Origin of the sequence: Mesorhizobium sp. M0663, from assembly GCF_040320585.1 — a bacterium.
In the GTDB taxonomy this organism is placed as follows: Bacteria; Pseudomonadota; Alphaproteobacteria; order Rhizobiales; family Rhizobiaceae; genus Mesorhizobium.
Genome location: NZ_JAMYPX010000015.1, coordinates 129,765 through 144,776, shown reverse-complemented (window position 1 = coordinate 144,776; position 15,012 = coordinate 129,765). Strand labels below are relative to the sequence as shown.

Here is a 15,012-nt window from a genome sequence, read left to right as displayed (position 1 = left end):
GATTCCAACCCCGCAAGCCAAACCTGCTACCCAACCAAAACTCCCTTGACACCTCTCCGAAGCAGATGTGTGCGCACGCTAGCCCACAAGGGGAGAAGGGAAGGCGCGAGCGCCACAACGCGCCTTCCCGGTTGAATAGCCGGCTTCAATGAGGCATTTCTGAAATGGAGGGGTAAACCATTCGGGAGCGCGGGCGGTTTTCCTGCTGCGAACCGGAAATCGGGTACGGGCTGCAACGCATGATCGTCAGGCCATGAACTGGAGGCGTTATTTCTGGCCCGTGATCGGCATCGCCGCTGTGGTGTTCTCGCTGTGGCTGCTGCTGCACGAATTGCGCGGCATCTCGCTCGACGATGTCTGGGCCGGCATAATCGCCATCCCGGCGCGCGGCTGGGTGCTGGCGGCGCTGAGTTCGGTCATCGCCTATGCCTCGCTCGCCGGTTACGACCACATCGCGCTGCTGCACATCGGCAAGAAAGTCTCGTGGCTGTTCGTCACCTTCTGCTCGTTCACCACCTACGCGCTGTCGCACAATATCGGCGGCTCGGTGTTTTCCGGTGCGGTGATCCGCTACCGCGCCTACGGCACCAAGGGCCTGACCGGGCAGGACGTCGGCATTCTGGTGGCGATCTGCTGGATCACCTTCGTGCTGTCGACGCTGTTCGTCTCAAGCATCGTCCTGCTGCTCGAGCCCGAGGTGATCGACCGGTTTTCCGGCACGCCGCATCACCGGCTGGCGCAGGCGGGAGGGCTCGCCATGCTGCTCGTGGTGGCGGCCTATGTCTTCGGCAGCTGGCTGCATCTCAGGCCGCTGAGGATCGGCAGCTTTCAGCTGCACTACCCGGCGCTGCCGATCGTGGCGCGGCAATTGCTGGTCGGCCCGATCGAGCTCCTGGCGGCAGCGGCGATCATCTTCTTTGCCCTGCCCGCCGCCGGCAATCCCGGCTATTTCGTCGTGCTCGGCGTCTTCCTGGTGTCGTTCTCGATCGCGCAGATTTCACATGCGCCGGGCGGGCTGGGCGTCTTCGAGGTGGTGTTCCTCGCGGGCTTGTCACATATGGACCAGGTCGGCGTGCTGGCGGCGCTGCTGGTGTTCCGGCTGTTCTACCTGATCATCCCGCTGCTGATCGCACTCGGCGTGGTGCTGTTCTTCGAGCACTCGCAATACAGCCGCAGCGAGAGTTGAAGCGCGGGAAGCCGACGATTGAACCCAGACACAGGGTTGACTATTTTCCGGCGGCGGCTACAAGGCACGCGCGGCGACGTCGCCGCCCTGCCCGTGTGGTTTTCAACAGCCGCGCCTGCTGGGGAATAGGTTAACGGTAGACCCACGGACTCTGACTCCGTTAGTCCTGGTTCGAATCCAGGTTCCCCAGCCAGCTTCTTTTTTTCAATAGAAACAATTACTTAGATCATTCCCGAAAATGGCATGTGTTACAACCATGCGGATGATCCGCATGGTATTCTATCCGCATCATTCGGACCGGGAGGTGGCATGAATCTTCGATGGTCAATAAACCTGCTTGAGGACGGCGCTGTCGTCACTCAGGAAGGCGAATATCTCGGAACTTGGGGAATCGATGAGTCGGACGCGATATATGAATTCACGCCAGACGGTGCAGCTGAGCCGTTGCTGTGCAGTGGATTTGTGAAGTTCCTATGCGATAGCATTGAACAATGGCACAGCCTGCAACAGAGCGGCGGCGCGTGAGCCACTCGCGATCGAAGCTGTCAAGTGCCTGCGTCCGCGCACGACGTTGATCCTTATACTTGCTGGACGGCTGAGCACACTACATCTAGGAATTACGGTGACAGTGCACTTTTTACCATGTCGCCCCGTGTCTAGATTGACCGCATGGTGCACCTTGCCCGCGTTCCCGCCCTGCCGCATCCCCGGACCGTACGGGCGAGCCAAAGTGTTTTCACGTCCGAAGACTATGTGTTCCGCAAGAACTGCTCATCGAGTATTGCCGCGTCGCCGATGTCGCGGTTTTTCGATGCACCCGGGGGCCGAGAGTATCGCCGGGCAAATCGGCAAAGCCGAGAAACCCGGAAACGAGCCAGGCGGCGAAAAGAAAATAGTGCACCGGAATTACGGTGACGGTGCACTTTTTACCATGTTCGCCCCGCCGCATCGTGTAACCTTGCCCGCGTTCCCGGTCTGCCGCAGCACCGTACAGGCGAGCCAAAGTGTTTTCACGTCCGAAGACTATGCGTTCCACAAGGACCGCTCATCGAATATCGCCGCGTCGCCGATGTTGCGGTTATCGATGCTGGGGGATGCGGCAGACCGGGAACGCGGGCAAGGTGCACCATGCGGCGGGAGCGACATTGTAAAAAGTGCACTGTCACCGTAATTCCGCATGACAACCACCGCAAAATGCGGGTCTGGATGATGACCTCTGGCAGCCAAACCCCGTCCGCGTTAGAATGGGACAGGGGGACATTCACCAACCCAGCAAGGGAGGTCCGCCATGAAGGTCAAAGACGCAATGCATAAGGGTGTCGACTGGGTCAGCCCCGAAACCGCTGTCACCGAACTGGCGAAAATGATGCGAGCCCAGGATATCGGGTCGATTCCCATTGGAGAGAACGACCGACTGATCGGAATGGTGACCGACCGCGATATTGTCTGCAACGGACTGGCAGAAGATGGTTTCGACGGCCGCATCGCAACGGCGCGCGATGTTATGACGGCCGGCATTCACTGCTGCCGCGAAGACGACGATCTGGCCAAGGCCGTACGGCACATGGAAGAACTGAAAATCCGCAGGTTGCCGGTGATCAACAAGAATATGCGGATGGTCGGCATCCTTAGTGTCGGCGACGTCAGTCAGTCGGCACCGAGGGAACTGGTGTCCGAATACGTCAAGAGCGTTTCCGCCCACCACCACTGAAGGGCGGCTCGCCCGTGCGCTAAGGCCTCAGTCTGCCGCCGCGCTGGCCACAGCGCGCCGGCAGAAATGTCCGGTCATCGAGGCCGTGGCGCACCGGAAAAGCCCGCCGGCCGAAGCCGGCTGGAGCGTCTGCAGTCGCCAGAGTGTGGGTAACTTTATGCAGCCTTCAGGTTAATCACCCGCATCACTGCGACCGCTGTTCCGTTGTTCGTAGCAGCCTCCTTCGTGCTACCCTTGCCGCAGCTCCATACGTCACCCTCCTTGGCCGTGAACTGCATGTCTCCGGCCGTGACCTGCAGCTCGCCTTCAGTGACCGTGCAGACCATATCGTCGGCCATGACATCCCCGAGCGGGCTAGTTGCCTTTGGCTGGTAGACGACGTCTTCCATGGCAATTTTCTTGTACCCCTTGATATGGGAGTCTCGTGTTCCCAGTTCGACGAGCCGAACGCCGGGAAAAATCTCTTTGCCATCAGTCGGACCGTAGGTCTTGGCCGCTACCGGAATGGGCTTTGCGACCAATAGCGGGGCCGCCAACGAGGTGGCACCAAGGGCGAGAGCATTACGTCGATTCATCTTCATAACATCCTCCCTGAGTTAGTTCGCCCGACCGGGCGAACCTGATATTTTACGCTCCCGTTCAGCCAAATAGTCAAAACACAATTGGGCAAGCCAACGCCTGGCCTGCGCGCGTTCTGGCGTGCCGCTGTCCTACACCGCCGAAGTGCTTCGCGCGTCTTGGCGGCTCGCTGCGGCTGGCTGCGCATGGCCTGCCTGCCACACCTCTTGACTGTCCGAGCGGGTTAGATACTTTTTGCTGCGTGCCTTGAGAAAAGCGGTGCCGGGCACCTTGGTCAGCCGCGTGATAACCGACGAATGGGTGAGCCCTCACGTCGAAGAGAAAGAAGAAACAGCACCAGCTCTTGCTGGCCGCGCTGCCTAAAGCGAAACCGAAAATGACCTAGATTGTTGATGCGACGCGGGAAATTGGCCGCTAAGGATGAATTACGGTGACAGTGCACTTTTACCATGTCGCCTCCGCCGCATGGTGCACCTAGCCCGCGTTCCCGGTCTGCCGCATCCCCAGCACCGTACGGGCGAGCCAAAGTGTTTTCACGTCCGAAGACTATATGTTCCTGCTGATCGAGTATTGCCGCGTCGCCGATGTCGCGGTTTTCAATGCGCCCGTGGGCCGAGAGTATCGGCGAGCAAATCGGCAAAGCCGTGAGAACCCGGAAAATGCGGCACGCGGCGAAAAGAAATAGTGCACAGTCACCGTAATTCCTAAAACCTCTCCGGCAACCCTTCTACTCCCCGACAATGGACGTCGGCGGGCGTGCCGAGGTTATCGGATCGGCATGACGAAGGACGATCCTCCACGCGCCTTCCTCGCGCCGGAATATGGTGGTGACTCGAAGCGCAATCGGCACCAGTTTGTTGCCACCACCGACCTTGGATTGGAACCGCTCGACCTCGATGATGTATCCCAAGTCGGCTGTCGCATACTCCGAGATGCGCTCAAAGCCGATGGCCTTGCCGTGCCGGTAATTGGTGGCGGCCCGTTCCATGGTGTCAGCGGCCTTTCTCCATCCCTTCGCCGGCGGGCCAAAGGGATTGGCAATAATGACGTCGTCCTGTCGCGAGTAGAGGTTTTTCAGGGGCTCAGGATCGCCCTTTACGAAGGCATCCAGGGCCAGATGATCCTGCTCGATAAATTTCGTCAGGTCGGAGGCTAACATCTTAACATCGCCCCATGACTAAAAAGAGAACTCTATCAAGCGCTACATCCGCCCTTCGCTTTGCCGTAGGCGGTCGGGCTGGTGTCCGTAGTATAGATCAGAATTACGGTGAGTGCACTTTTTACCATGTCGCCCCCGCCGCACGGTGCACCTTGCCGGCGTTCCCGGTCTGCCGCATCCCCAGCACCGTGCGGGCGAGCCAAAGTGTTTTCACGTCCCAAAGTCTTCCACAAGAACTGCTCATCGAGTATTGCCGCGTCGCGGATGTCGCGGTTTTCGATGCACCCGTGGGCCCTCGCCGGGCAAATCGGCAAAGCCGTGAAACCCGAAAACGAAGCAGGCGGCGCACTGTCACCGTAATCCGATTGTGACCTGCGGCCCAGATGACAGCGCTCCGCGCCGCCTTCCTCGTTAAACATGCGAACCGACGCGCAGGCGCAGCGGACTCGCTAATTCTGCTCTCTCATAGATCTAAATGGCGCCGACCAAATGAAGTCCGTTTGAATATATTCGATCGTCGATATGCCGGGTCCTGGACCAGCACCAAACAGGGTTTCGTTCGGCGTTCCGAGCTCAGGATCTCCGGACGAAAGCGTATTCAGGTCGTCTGATTGCTTGCCGTCACCAGATACAAGACGCGGCCCGACAGATGCACGCGCATGACAGCTTATGCAGGACGACTTTTGGAAAGTGTTTTCGATTACGGGATTTGATAGCACCGTCGGAGATCCAATTGAGGTCGTGAATTCAGTCTGAGCCCCTCGCAATATGTAATTTTGCCAAACAGTCCCTCTTGTCTCAGCCCTAACGCCGTCCTGTCCAATGGTAGCGTCAACAGGGCTCGTCTCGGCGACCAATTGCGTCGGAAAGCCAAATTGAGAAAGCCATTTGTTGTCGCAGGCGCCTTGAGCAATCTCACAATCTCGATGACCGAAATCGATCCAGACCCAATTCGGAAGGTCCTTCGTTATGATGTGTAAAGCAACAAGACCAATCGCTATTTGTTGCCCATTCAGTTCGAATTTCCTCCACAGGTAGCGGGGCTTGTCCTCATCCCGTATTGGCCGCCATTCGGCCTTTATCTCTTTCGCGCCTTGATCAAAGGAAATTTTCTTTCGACTATCTTCCTTCACGGCGGCCGCGAAGTTTCTTTCGAGTCCGTTTCGGGAATAAAGGTCACCTGAGACAATCTTCTCATACATTATGCGGTTTGCCCGTACCTCTTGGCTGACTGGACTCAGCGGATCAAATTTTGGTTTGACGATCTTGCTCGACGACAGGACCATCTTCCTTTCTAAGTTTTCGTCCAAGACAATTTCGTGACTCTCCCTTGGCAACTTCTCCCATGCCGGCGGTCTTGAGCCGTCAGTCTTATAGACCTCGCTGTGGTCACCACCCGACTCGAGGGCCCAAGTTTCCCAGACAAGCGGAAGGTCCGGAGCATCGCCAAATTTCTTGCTTGAATCTGCGACGCCAGCTGTCCCCAGTTCCGCCGGTCGTGATACGGAAAAAAACACTTGCCACGCATACTCATCCGGATTGGTCAGCGCGAGTAGAGAAGCCGTTGCATCTCCCCCGAATTCGACCTCCGCTGCTGCGCAGGGGGCGGCCGCCAGGATTGAGCAAGCGATAAGCACGGGAAAAGCGCTTCGCATGAATATTCCTCCGATGTGAGCGTATGTACGCCCCTGAACACTTTGATTGATGAAGCTCGCTAACTTCCACGAAGACAGCCTAGTTGGCAGCCATTGTCTGGGTGATCCAGTCAGAGAAGGCGCTCACGCGGGTGTAAACACCGTATTTTAATCGGCGAGCGCAGCCCTCGCCAAAGCTTACAATGCCGACCAATACTGGCTTTCCGCCACGCGTTGCCACCGCAGGACCCCCGGAGTCGCCTTGGCATGAGTCCAGCCCGCCGTCGCGATAACCCGCACACATCATCGTATTCTTGATTCTGCCGTTATAGCTTCCAGGCTGATTGCAATCGCTCAAGTTCACAAGCGGAACATCGGCCACGCGAAGTACTTCCGACGCAGCGCCTCCCTCCATTACAGCCCCCCATCCCGTGACTGAAACGTTGGTGCCATCAGGGATATCTGCCGATTGCTCTATCAATGGGACCACAGTTGGGTCCGCAACCGGCTCGGCAAGTTTTACAAGAGCAATGTCGTTCTCATAGGTGGAGCTATCATAACTCGGATGAACGAAATATTGAACGCTCTTTGTGCGAATTCCAAGGGCATGATAGAATGTTGTCTTAGTTACAACGTCTTCTTCGGTCTTGTCCGCAACGCAATGGGCCGCGGTCAATATCCAATTGGAGGCAATGACGCTACCTCCACACCGTAAAATTCTCTGAGGTTCAGGCACCATCGCATAGAGAAGAGCCGCCTGCCATGGATATTGCTCAACAGTTGTTACCTTCCCGCCAACTATGCGCGGATCAATTTCCGTTCCGCTCAAGTTTTTGGTATCAAAACCTAATGCTTCCAGACCCTTTACCTCACCGACGATCTGGGTGAACTCCTCGAATGTTACTGTTTTGCCAGGCACATACCGCTGAAAGTCGTCGGCAAGCGCCGTTGAAGCAACCGTCAGCTGTATTGCGGCGATTATTATTGTACGGAACAGGGATACCATGGTCGCTCCACGAACGTTTGAGTTCACTCGGCAATAATCGACAAATAGGTGCGTCGATTAGGTCGGAACTTCTGTCGCGTGAAAGATCCAACCTTTAGGGGTGCCATTCCGACCAAACCCCGCGGAATTACGGTGACAGTGCACTGCTTACCATGTCGCCCGCCGCTAGATCACATTGGTGCGCGTTGCCGCGTTCCCGGTCTGTAGTCCGCTATCTAAGCCCCAGTTGGTGCAAATTTATAAATGACTAGCCGGGCCCGGTTTCAGTTGCATCGAATATCCAGCCCTTTGGCTGACCGTTCCTGTCAAAACCAGCGGCTCTCAGGCGCCACTTGTCGCCCTCTCGATAGACAATAGCGGTCCCTTGGGCAGGAAACGGCTTCGACGTAGACGTTAGATTTTCTTCCACTATGACAAAGGCTGCCAACTCAGAAGGTTGAGGGCCTAGATCAAGGCTTCGGCGACCCTGGATTACAGCTTCCGTCATAGTCGTCTCACCAGCCAAGCCTTCTATCACAAGAATATTCTTGGTCAATGTAACGCGCAGGTTTTCCACTAGCTGGCTCCCGCTAGGTTCATTGAATGCTTCATACGAAGTAAGGTACCATTTATTTGCCATCAACACCTTAAAGTCTTGCAGCACTTTACCCTCCATCAAGCTTTAACGTCGCAAAAAGACTTCATCCATTACATACGTTGCTATGTTATTTCCTTGCTTTTTTCCGTTTGTTTTATCGAATTCCCAGTGAATTCCCATCCAAATTCGACTCATTCCGTTCTCTTCTTCAACCGCCGCTTGGTCAGGAAACTCCACTTCTACAAGCGGTCTAGGCACTACCGAGCCAGGAGAATAGTTCTCATGGTTATACTCATCAGAGATGAACTTAAACGACGCATCTGCAGTCGATGAGGCAATCAAGAATCTTCGAAGGACTTCGCATACCGCGCCACCAAACACCGCATGCCCCGAGGGGTAGGCAGGAAATGGAGGCGTGACATTCCGGCCCATCCTTCCCGCATTTGTTACCGCTGCGCCGAGTGGCGTCCATGTCGATTCGCCTTTACCTTCAGGCGAACTATCCGCGTCCACATTGCGTATATATGTAATTGGTCGAGGAAACAAATAGTAATACTTAGCCTCCCAAGCGCTAATACCGGCATCTGCCATGGACAGATTTACGATTGCCAGGAAACGGGATAATTCATAAGGATCAATAAACTTGAGCTTTGTCCGCGCAATCGTCATTGCTAGTGCGTTATACAGACGAGGCGGAGCGCATAAGAAGGCAGTGCCATCATAGCCCCAGAACACGGCTTTCAAGCTCTGGTTGTTCTTATAATCGATTTTCCCATCGGCCCCTGGCTCGGGGTCAACTTCGCCTTCGCGAGTGGTCTCTGTAGCGAACCTGCCCGTGCTTGGGTCAGCCGACACTTTCTTGCCCCAAGCCCCAAGAGTCTTCACTTCCTTGAAGGCAGATATAAATCGATCGGAAGTCAGATCAGGTGGCGGATCACAGCGAAACGATTCTGCTTGAGGAATAACGAACGTTTTAACTCTAGACCACATTCCGCCTAGCGCTACGGGAATTTTAGAGATCGGGTCTATATGCCACTTTCTAATATCAGCTGTCTTAAAATCATCCGCTGCTGGCTCCGGAAACTCTGATCCGTCAGTAAAACCGTACGCATCACTCCATCCGCGAGCCCTTAACACGATAAGGGCAGTGGCCTCGCCGATGGCCTTTCCAATGGCAATGCCTTGCTCACCCTTGACACTCGTTTTGAATATTTCATCAGCGCGAGCCGCTATGAAGGCGCGCTTTTTCGGGTAGAGGGTCTTGACGATCATTACTACAGAATGAAAGGCAGCCGATGCTAATGTACCGACTTTTATTACTATATCATTCGTACCTAAATGAGACTCTCTTATTATCTCCTCCCGTATCTCAGTATTAGAACCAGGCTGCTTGTAGCTGACGTAGTCATTTCGAAACACATTCATTGCTTCGAACATAGCCAGATGAACGAGGCCGAGCGCCCAGCTGCTTCTTGCAGGCCCTAGCTGTTCGCCGTAGATATCTATGTCAGGAACACTGACACTGGTGGTCGTGTTATGATCTATAGCGGTAAGATCTAGAGCGAGTTTGTGGCAGGCCTCCACGGTTACAAGCCAAAGCTCTTTATCTGTTGTTTCAGCAGTTACCGCGTCAAGTATTGGCTCTATTGCAAACAATCTTGGGGAGATAGGCACAGCGGCTCGCTCATCTTGTCGTTTTTGCAATATTGTGAGGAGATTGTTCTCAACACCATATATCTGGGCAAACCCATGCTTTTGCTCGATACTTAAAGAGTCACTATACGCCGGTATCGAAGACAATGACGTGGAGGCCAACAGAAACATGCCACCTGAATGCAGAAAAGTGCGTCGGTTCATTTCATCCTCCCGCCCCAAACGAGCTCGTCTACCTAAAAATATTACGCGATTGCAGATTCGGGTTTTTCCCTGTGGAGAGGCATTTGCCTCCCGCGACGAACCAGCAACGAATGCTCGACCCTAAGTATCTTCCGCACACTCGCCAGCGCCGCCTCATTCACCTCGATATACGCGACGATGTACCATTCACCGTTTTCTTCCCTGGCCATGCCCATCGGCTCGGCCCGCCATTTGAGCGCGCCATGGTGCGGCATGAAGTAGGTTTCCTGGATGCCGCCGACGGCGGTTAGTCCTTCGTCGAGCGCGTATTCCATCACCGCGCAGCACAGCTGCGTCAGCGTGCCCCTCAGTCCGGCAGTGCGTTTGTCGGGGACGACGAATGTGCGCGTCCATTCGGCCCAATCGGGTCGTCTCGGGACGCCCGATTTTTCGCACATGTGAGAAAAAACCTCCGAGACCATGTGCGGCTCGCTCGTTGGGATCAATCGAGCCGAAGTCACCACGCGATCGTCTTCAATGCCCAGCAGGTATGTCGCCGCGTCTGTATCGAATTGATCCAGTTCGCGACCATCCGGGCTCGGAGGGCGCCAGCGTTTTTGATGCACGAAGAAATCGTGCCGGCGGCGCAGAAACTCGTCGAATTCGTTTTCATAGAGATGCTTGTTATGCGCATTGACTACGTGGGCCGTTATCATGGCGCGATCCCCCGATCGTTCTCGCAGGGATAGTCGCAGTCGCGCTAATATACGTCACCTGTCCGATGGGACAGTTGACGCGTTTAGGGATGGATCAGGCGCCGGCGCACCGCCTCGACGACCGCTTGCGTGGTCGTGGCGACGCCAAAAGCCTCGCGGGCCCGCGTTGAGTGCCATTTGACCGTACGCTCGGTCAGGCCGAGAATCTGTGAGGTTTCCGATGAGGTCTTGCCGGCCGCGGCCCACAAGAGCACTTCCTTTTCGCGGTCGGTCAGTACGCCCTCATGGTCATCATCGTCATTCGCCAACGCCTGGATCGACATGCCGGCATAGACCGCCATCGTCACCAGTTGCACTTGATGGCGCGGCGACAGGGTGCAGGACTTCGCGGAAGACGCAAACGACAGCACGGATTGCCAATGATGAACGCTGAGCATCGGCACAGCGAAGCCGCTACAGATGCCGAACTCCGTCGCCTCGCCGGCAACGCGTCGTGAGCCCTCCGTATCCGACCACTTTGCCGGGACTTCGGACCAGAGGAACGGCTTCAAGGTCTTTGCCGAGTAAACGCAAACGCCGTCGACGGCGGCATGCTCGGCCTCGACATAGCGCTCGAACCAGCCGGCCGGCCAGCCATTCAGTTCGACCATCGGTGCAAGCTTCTGCCCGCCAAGCGGCACCCCGCTCAGGATCAAGTGCTCGAAGCCGAGATTTCGCACGGTTTCGAGCAGGTCGCCCAGCAGCGGCCCGGTAGCTGCGTGTTTCCTGCAGCGTTCGACAAAGTCGAACACGTCTGAATCGATCATGACAGAGACCCCCCGTCTCCACGCCCGAAAACAAAGCTTACCTTAAATTAGTGACTTCGAATATCCCAATAAGTGCGTCCGCCACGCAGGACGCCTGGGCCAAAATCAGCTAAATCAGCCAGACGTGATCAGCGAATAGGACCCAAGCATGACGCCAGCACTGCCAAAACGAAACGAGCCGTTCCGGGCCGGCGAAACCGCGTTGCTGCTGGTCGACATGCAGCGGGTCTGGCTGGAGCCGGGCGCCGATCCGGCGCATCCGGAGCGTGGGCCCGATCACTATTTCTACCGGCAGACCGCGTCGCAATCGATCCCCAACCAGGAGCGCCTGCTGGCGGCGGCGCGGGCCAACGGCGTCGAGGTGATCCACACCATCATCCAGAGCCTGACCGAGGACGGCCGCGACCGCTCGCTCGACCACAAGCTGACGCCGATCCATATCGCGCCGAGCCGGCCGGAAGGCCTGCCGGTGCCGTCGCTGGCGCCGGTCGGCGACGAGATCATGCTGCCGAAGACGTCATCGGGCGTCTTCAACTCGACCAACATCGACTATGTCCTGAAAAACCTCGGCGTGCGCTACCTGATCGTCGCCGGCATCATGACCGACCAGTGCGTCGACATGGCGGTACGCGATGCCGCCGATCGCGGCTATCTCGTCACCTGCGTATCGGATGCCTGCGCCGCCGCCTCGCAGGAGCGTCATGACGGTGCGCTAAAAGCCTTCGGCGGCTATTGCTGGGCCGCAGATACCGCCATCGTTTCGGCCCGTTTCGAAGCTTTGGGAAAAGCTGCATGATATCGACCGTCGAACCGCTCGTTGCCGTCGTCACCACCGATCTTTCGGCGATTACGCGCGGCCGCTCGGTCGCCGAAAGCAAGCTGCAGAAGATCGCCGCGACCGGCGTCGGCTGGCTGCAGGCCAATCTGTCGCTGACGCCGTTCAACTCCATCGTCGACCCCAATCCGTGGGGCTCGTCCGGCGATGTGCGGCTCATTCCCGATCTCAACGCGCGGTTTCGCACGGCGCTGACCGGATCGGCGACGCCCTTCGATATGGTCGCCGCCAACATTGTCGAACTCGACGGCAGCCCGTGGGTCGGCTGCACGCGGACCATGCTCAAGGATGTGCTGGCGGAGTTGAAGGCAGCGGCCGGGCTTTCCGTCATCGCCGCCTTCGAGCATGAATTCCATATCGAGGGCGACTTTGGGCCGGCTCATTCGATGTCGTTGGCAGCACTGCGCCGCGCCGACCCGTTTGCCGCCAATCTGATGGCGGCGCTGGCGGAAGCCGGCGTCGCGCCCGAAGTGGTGATCGCCGAATTCGGCACCGACCAGTTCGAGGTGACGTGCGAGCCGGCCGATGCGCTTGCCGCGGCCGATCGCGCCGTCGCCATCCGCGAGATCACGCGCGAAGTCGCGCGATGTGCCGGCTGGCGGGCGAGCTTCGCGCCCAAGATCGCTCCCGATGCCGTCGGCAACGGCGTCCACATCCATTTCAGTTTCGTCGACGAGGCCGGCAAGCCGGCGACCTACGATCCGGCCCAGCCTGGCGGCCTTTCCAGCCGTGCTGCTTCGTTCTGTGCCGGCGTGCTGCGCCACCTGCCCGCGATCACCGCCATGACGGCGGCGAGTGTGTCGTCCTACTACCGGCTGAAGCCGCATAGCTGGAGTTCGTCCTACACCTGGCTTGCCGATCGCGACCGCGAGGCGAGCCTGCGCATCTGCCCGACGGTGACGATCGGCGGGCGCGATCCTGCGCGGCAGTACAATATCGAATACCGGGCAGCCGACGCCACCGGCAATCCCTATTTGTCGCTGGCGGCGATCGTGCGCGCCGGGCTGGAGGGGCTGAAGGCCAAGCTGCCGGCGCCGCCGCTTGTCTCGGCCGACCCGACGCAGATGAGCGTTGCCGAGCGCAAGAAGCTTGGCCTCGTGCGGCTGCCGGAAACGCTGCCTGCGGCACTCGACGCGCTCGTTGCCGACAAGACCGTCACCGGATGGTTCGCGCCGGTGTTCGTCGAGACCTTTGTCGGCCTCAAGCGGCATGAGACCGAGCGCCTCGCCGGTCTCGATCCAGTGGCGGTCTGCGATCTCTACCGGACGCTGTATTGATGGCTGAGCCGCTTGCTAACGCCATCCTACCGGAAGGTTGGCTTCCAGCGGTCGAAGCAATCAACGAAACGGGGCGTTCCGATATCGTTCTGATATGCGAGCATGCGTCCAATCATATTCCGGCCGAGTATGCGCGGCTCGGTCTCGACAGCCGCCATTTGCAGCGCCATATCGCCTGGGACATCGGCGCCGCCGAAGTGACCCGCACCCTGTCGAAGCTGCTCGATGCTCCGGCTTTCCTCAGCTCCTATTCGCGGCTTTTGATCGATCTCAACCGGCCGCTTGGTTCCGGCGGCAGCATTCCGGCGCTATCGGAGGACACCGGCATCCCCGGCAATGTCGGCCTCGATCCGGAGGAACGAAGCCGGCGTGCCGAGATCATGTTCGCGCCGTTTCATGACCGCGTGGCCGCCCATCTCGACGAGCGGGCGAAGCAGGGCAGAGCGACGCGGATCGCGACGATCCACTCCTTCACGCCGGTCTTCCTCGGCATTGCGCGGCCCTGGCACGCCGGCGTGCTTTACGATCGGGCAAGGGAGTTCGGCCAGGCCGTGCTTGCCGGCCTGCGCGCCGACAGTGCACTCAACGCCGCGGCAAACGAGCCCTACGTGATCAGCCGTGACGGCGACTATGCCATACCCGTCCATGGCGACGATCGCGGCATTCCCGCGGTCCTCATCGAGATCAGGCAGGACCTGCTGGCGGGCTCTGGCATCGAGGAATGGGCGAAGCGGCTGGCGGCGGCGTTGCCGGTGCAGCAGACAAAGGCGTTGTGACCAAGCTCGGCTGCTCGAGCGCAACGCGACATGCCAGCCGGTGAAAAGCCTCCACCCGTCCTCAGGAGAATATTTCCGCCAAGTCTTCGACGCTGGTGCCTTCCTTGACCTGACGCAGTTCGACGTAGCTGACCGCCGTGGCTACCGACAACACCATCGACGATATCGTCGACACCAAGGCTCCCGCTACATCGGCAATTATGGTCCCGCCAAACAGGACGACAGCTCCCACCATCACCGACTGAATGACCATTGCGATGATGATCAGGATGAGGAACAGGCCGAACAGTGGCCAACGGCTGCCCTTGGTCAGGGCACGGCTGCGCGACATGGAGCCGAACACACCGAGCCGCTCCTGGATCAGAACCGGCACCGCCACGCACCATCCCAGCCACAGGATGATGCCGGGAACCAGCAAGGCTATTGAAGCCAGCCCCGCACCTAGAACGACGAGCAGGCCAATGCCGAGGGTCGGCAGCAAATAGCGGATGGCTATCTGAATGCAGTCACCAAAGGTCGGCCGCTTGCCGCTCAAATCCTCGATCGTGGCCCGCACGAGCGCAGACTGGAGCAATAACGAGAGTACAAAATAGAGCATGGCAAGGGCAAACGAGAGCAAGGAATCACGAAGCAGCGCACTGGGGTCGGCCATAGCTGGATTGCCCGGGTCGCCAATCGCCATGTCCTCCAGGTGCGCCCGATTCCAAAGGTGAAGAACAAGAGCAGGCAATCCCGAAAATAGCGCCGCCAATCCGAAATAAAGCCCGGCGTTGCGGCTGATCACCGCAAAGCTGTTGTTGAACACCCTGCCAATCTCGAATTTCTCAGGCCGGTCCAGTGTCGTCGAAGCCATGATGCGTCCCCCTGCTGCATTGCGTCATGCCGGCAGCACAATCCCGGCAGTAAATCTGCCA

At 58.0% G+C, this 15,012-nt stretch carries 17 protein-coding genes and 1 tRNA gene; 8 read left to right on the top strand and 10 right to left on the bottom strand.

From position 1 onward, the window contains the following. Positions 1-253: 253 nt before the first annotated feature. The 3 genes from NKI54_RS23435 to NKI54_RS23425 all read left to right on the top strand — a co-directional run bounded on the left by NKI54_RS23435 (position 254) and on the right by NKI54_RS23425 (position 1,711). Entirely contained in the window at positions 254-1,186 is a 933-nt protein-coding gene (locus NKI54_RS23435; protein WP_352590477.1) for a lysylphosphatidylglycerol synthase domain-containing protein, read from the top strand. Between the two features lie 119 nt (positions 1,187-1,305). Then, positions 1,306-1,379: transfer RNA gene (locus NKI54_RS23430), tRNA-Gln, on the top strand. Between the two features lie 116 nt (positions 1,380-1,495). Beyond that, the gene (locus NKI54_RS23425; RefSeq protein WP_352571489.1) at positions 1,496-1,711 is read left to right on the top strand and encodes a hypothetical protein; all 216 of its coding nucleotides are present in this window, start codon (positions 1,496-1,498) and stop codon (positions 1,709-1,711) included. Positions 1,712-1,922: 211 nt separating this feature from the next. Here NKI54_RS23425 and NKI54_RS23420 read toward each other — a convergent pair whose 3' ends face one another. Beyond that, complete coding sequence (locus NKI54_RS23420) at positions 1,923-2,222, bottom strand: hypothetical protein (protein WP_352571491.1); 300 nt, start codon at positions 2,220-2,222, stop codon at positions 1,923-1,925. A 252-nt stretch (positions 2,223-2,474) separates the two neighbouring features. Between NKI54_RS23420 and NKI54_RS23415 the strand changes: the two genes are divergently transcribed. Beyond that, positions 2,475-2,897, top strand: a complete 423-nt coding sequence (locus tag NKI54_RS23415) for a CBS domain-containing protein (protein ID WP_023674444.1) — start codon at positions 2,475-2,477, stop codon at positions 2,895-2,897. Between the two features lie 155 nt (positions 2,898-3,052). Here the strand turns inward: NKI54_RS23415 and NKI54_RS23410 are convergent, their stop codons facing one another. Further along, entirely contained in the window at positions 3,053-3,478 is a 426-nt protein-coding gene (locus tag NKI54_RS23410) for a hypothetical protein (protein WP_023674443.1), read from the bottom strand. 548 nt (positions 3,479-4,026) lie between these two features. Here NKI54_RS23410 and NKI54_RS23405 point away from each other — a divergent pair. After that, on the top strand, positions 4,027-4,161 hold the full coding sequence (locus NKI54_RS23405) for a hypothetical protein (RefSeq protein ID WP_352636841.1): 135 nt from the start codon (positions 4,027-4,029) through the stop codon (positions 4,159-4,161). A gap of 42 nt (positions 4,162-4,203) precedes the next feature. Here NKI54_RS23405 and NKI54_RS23400 read toward each other — a convergent pair whose 3' ends face one another. From NKI54_RS23400 to NKI54_RS23370, 7 genes are all read right to left on the bottom strand, one after another. After that, on the bottom strand, positions 4,204-4,635 hold the full coding sequence (locus tag NKI54_RS23400) for a YybH family protein (RefSeq protein WP_352636840.1): 432 nt from the start codon (positions 4,633-4,635) through the stop codon (positions 4,204-4,206). Between the two features lie 449 nt (positions 4,636-5,084). Further along, positions 5,085-6,290, bottom strand: a complete 1,206-nt coding sequence (locus NKI54_RS23395; protein ID WP_352636839.1) for a hypothetical protein — start codon at positions 6,288-6,290, stop codon at positions 5,085-5,087. Between the two features lie 79 nt (positions 6,291-6,369). Beyond that, positions 6,370-7,275, bottom strand: a complete 906-nt coding sequence (locus NKI54_RS23390; protein WP_352636838.1) for a serine protease — start codon at positions 7,273-7,275, stop codon at positions 6,370-6,372. Positions 7,276-7,522: 247 nt separating this feature from the next. After that, positions 7,523-7,918: a hypothetical protein gene (locus NKI54_RS23385; protein ID WP_352636837.1), complete on the bottom strand. Its 396-nt coding sequence runs from the start codon at positions 7,916-7,918 to the stop codon at positions 7,523-7,525. Positions 7,919-7,936: 18 nt separating this feature from the next. After that, positions 7,937-9,709 (bottom strand): vanadium-dependent haloperoxidase, encoded by a 1,773-nt coding sequence (locus tag NKI54_RS23380; RefSeq protein WP_352636836.1) that lies wholly within the window; start codon positions 9,707-9,709, stop codon positions 7,937-7,939. 41 nt (positions 9,710-9,750) lie between these two features. Further along, on the bottom strand, positions 9,751-10,404 hold the full coding sequence (locus NKI54_RS23375) for an acyl-homoserine-lactone synthase (RefSeq protein ID WP_352636835.1): 654 nt from the start codon (positions 10,402-10,404) through the stop codon (positions 9,751-9,753). A gap of 83 nt (positions 10,405-10,487) precedes the next feature. Next, the gene (locus tag NKI54_RS23370; protein WP_352636834.1) at positions 10,488-11,210 is read right to left on the bottom strand and encodes a LuxR family transcriptional regulator; all 723 of its coding nucleotides are present in this window, start codon (positions 11,208-11,210) and stop codon (positions 10,488-10,490) included. Between the two features lie 148 nt (positions 11,211-11,358). Here NKI54_RS23370 and NKI54_RS23365 point away from each other — a divergent pair, with 148 nt between their 5' ends. The 3 genes from NKI54_RS23365 to NKI54_RS23355 are packed head-to-tail and all read left to right on the top strand — an operon-like array spanning position 11,359 to position 14,098. Next, positions 11,359-12,006: a cysteine hydrolase family protein gene (locus NKI54_RS23365; protein WP_352636833.1), complete on the top strand. Its 648-nt coding sequence runs from the start codon at positions 11,359-11,361 to the stop codon at positions 12,004-12,006. After that, entirely contained in the window at positions 12,003-13,322 is a 1,320-nt protein-coding gene (locus NKI54_RS23360; protein WP_352636832.1) for a type I glutamate--ammonia ligase, read from the top strand. Before NKI54_RS23365 ends, NKI54_RS23360 begins: the two co-directional genes overlap by 4 nt. Beyond that, on the top strand, positions 13,322-14,098 hold the full coding sequence (locus NKI54_RS23355) for an N-formylglutamate amidohydrolase (protein WP_352636831.1): 777 nt from the start codon (positions 13,322-13,324) through the stop codon (positions 14,096-14,098). Before NKI54_RS23360 ends, NKI54_RS23355 begins: the two co-directional genes overlap by 1 nt. A gap of 61 nt (positions 14,099-14,159) precedes the next feature. Here NKI54_RS23355 and NKI54_RS23350 read toward each other — a convergent pair whose 3' ends face one another. Further along, on the bottom strand, positions 14,160-14,951 hold the full coding sequence (locus tag NKI54_RS23350; RefSeq protein WP_352692503.1) for a hypothetical protein: 792 nt from the start codon (positions 14,949-14,951) through the stop codon (positions 14,160-14,162). Positions 14,952-15,012: the final 61 nt, after the last annotated feature.

What these genes read in the sequence shown, in the direction of transcription:
- NKI54_RS23415 (WP_023674444.1), top strand. Translation starts at nt 2,475, where the DNA reads ATGAAGGTCAAAGACGCAATGCATAAGGGTGTCGACTGGGTCAGCCCC.
- NKI54_RS23370 (WP_352636834.1), bottom strand. Translation starts at nt 11,210, where the DNA reads ATGATCGATTCAGACGTGTTCGACTTTGTCGAACGCTGCAGGAAACAC.
- NKI54_RS23360 (WP_352636832.1), top strand. Translation starts at nt 12,003, where the DNA reads ATGATATCGACCGTCGAACCGCTCGTTGCCGTCGTCACCACCGATCTT.
- NKI54_RS23355 (WP_352636831.1), top strand. Translation starts at nt 13,322, where the DNA reads ATGGCTGAGCCGCTTGCTAACGCCATCCTACCGGAAGGTTGGCTTCCA.
- NKI54_RS23395 (WP_352636839.1), bottom strand. Translation starts at nt 6,290, where the DNA reads ATGCGAAGCGCTTTTCCCGTGCTTATCGCTTGCTCAATCCTGGCGGCC.
- NKI54_RS23425 (WP_352571489.1), top strand. Translation starts at nt 1,496, where the DNA reads ATGAATCTTCGATGGTCAATAAACCTGCTTGAGGACGGCGCTGTCGTC.
- NKI54_RS23435 (WP_352590477.1), top strand. Translation starts at nt 254, where the DNA reads ATGAACTGGAGGCGTTATTTCTGGCCCGTGATCGGCATCGCCGCTGTG.
- NKI54_RS23375 (WP_352636835.1), bottom strand. Translation starts at nt 10,404, where the DNA reads ATGATAACGGCCCACGTAGTCAATGCGCATAACAAGCATCTCTATGAA.
- NKI54_RS23405 (WP_352636841.1), top strand. Translation starts at nt 4,027, where the DNA reads ATGTTCCTGCTGATCGAGTATTGCCGCGTCGCCGATGTCGCGGTTTTC.
- NKI54_RS23390 (WP_352636838.1), bottom strand. Translation starts at nt 7,275, where the DNA reads ATGGTATCCCTGTTCCGTACAATAATAATCGCCGCAATACAGCTGACG.
- NKI54_RS23400 (WP_352636840.1), bottom strand. Translation starts at nt 4,635, where the DNA reads ATGTTAGCCTCCGACCTGACGAAATTTATCGAGCAGGATCATCTGGCC.
- NKI54_RS23365 (WP_352636833.1), top strand. Translation starts at nt 11,359, where the DNA reads ATGACGCCAGCACTGCCAAAACGAAACGAGCCGTTCCGGGCCGGCGAA.
- NKI54_RS23380 (WP_352636836.1), bottom strand. Translation starts at nt 9,709, where the DNA reads ATGAACCGACGCACTTTTCTGCATTCAGGTGGCATGTTTCTGTTGGCC.
- NKI54_RS23350 (WP_352692503.1), bottom strand. Translation starts at nt 14,951, where the DNA reads ATGGCTTCGACGACACTGGACCGGCCTGAGAAATTCGAGATTGGCAGG.
- NKI54_RS23410 (WP_023674443.1), bottom strand. Translation starts at nt 3,478, where the DNA reads ATGAAGATGAATCGACGTAATGCTCTCGCCCTTGGTGCCACCTCGTTG.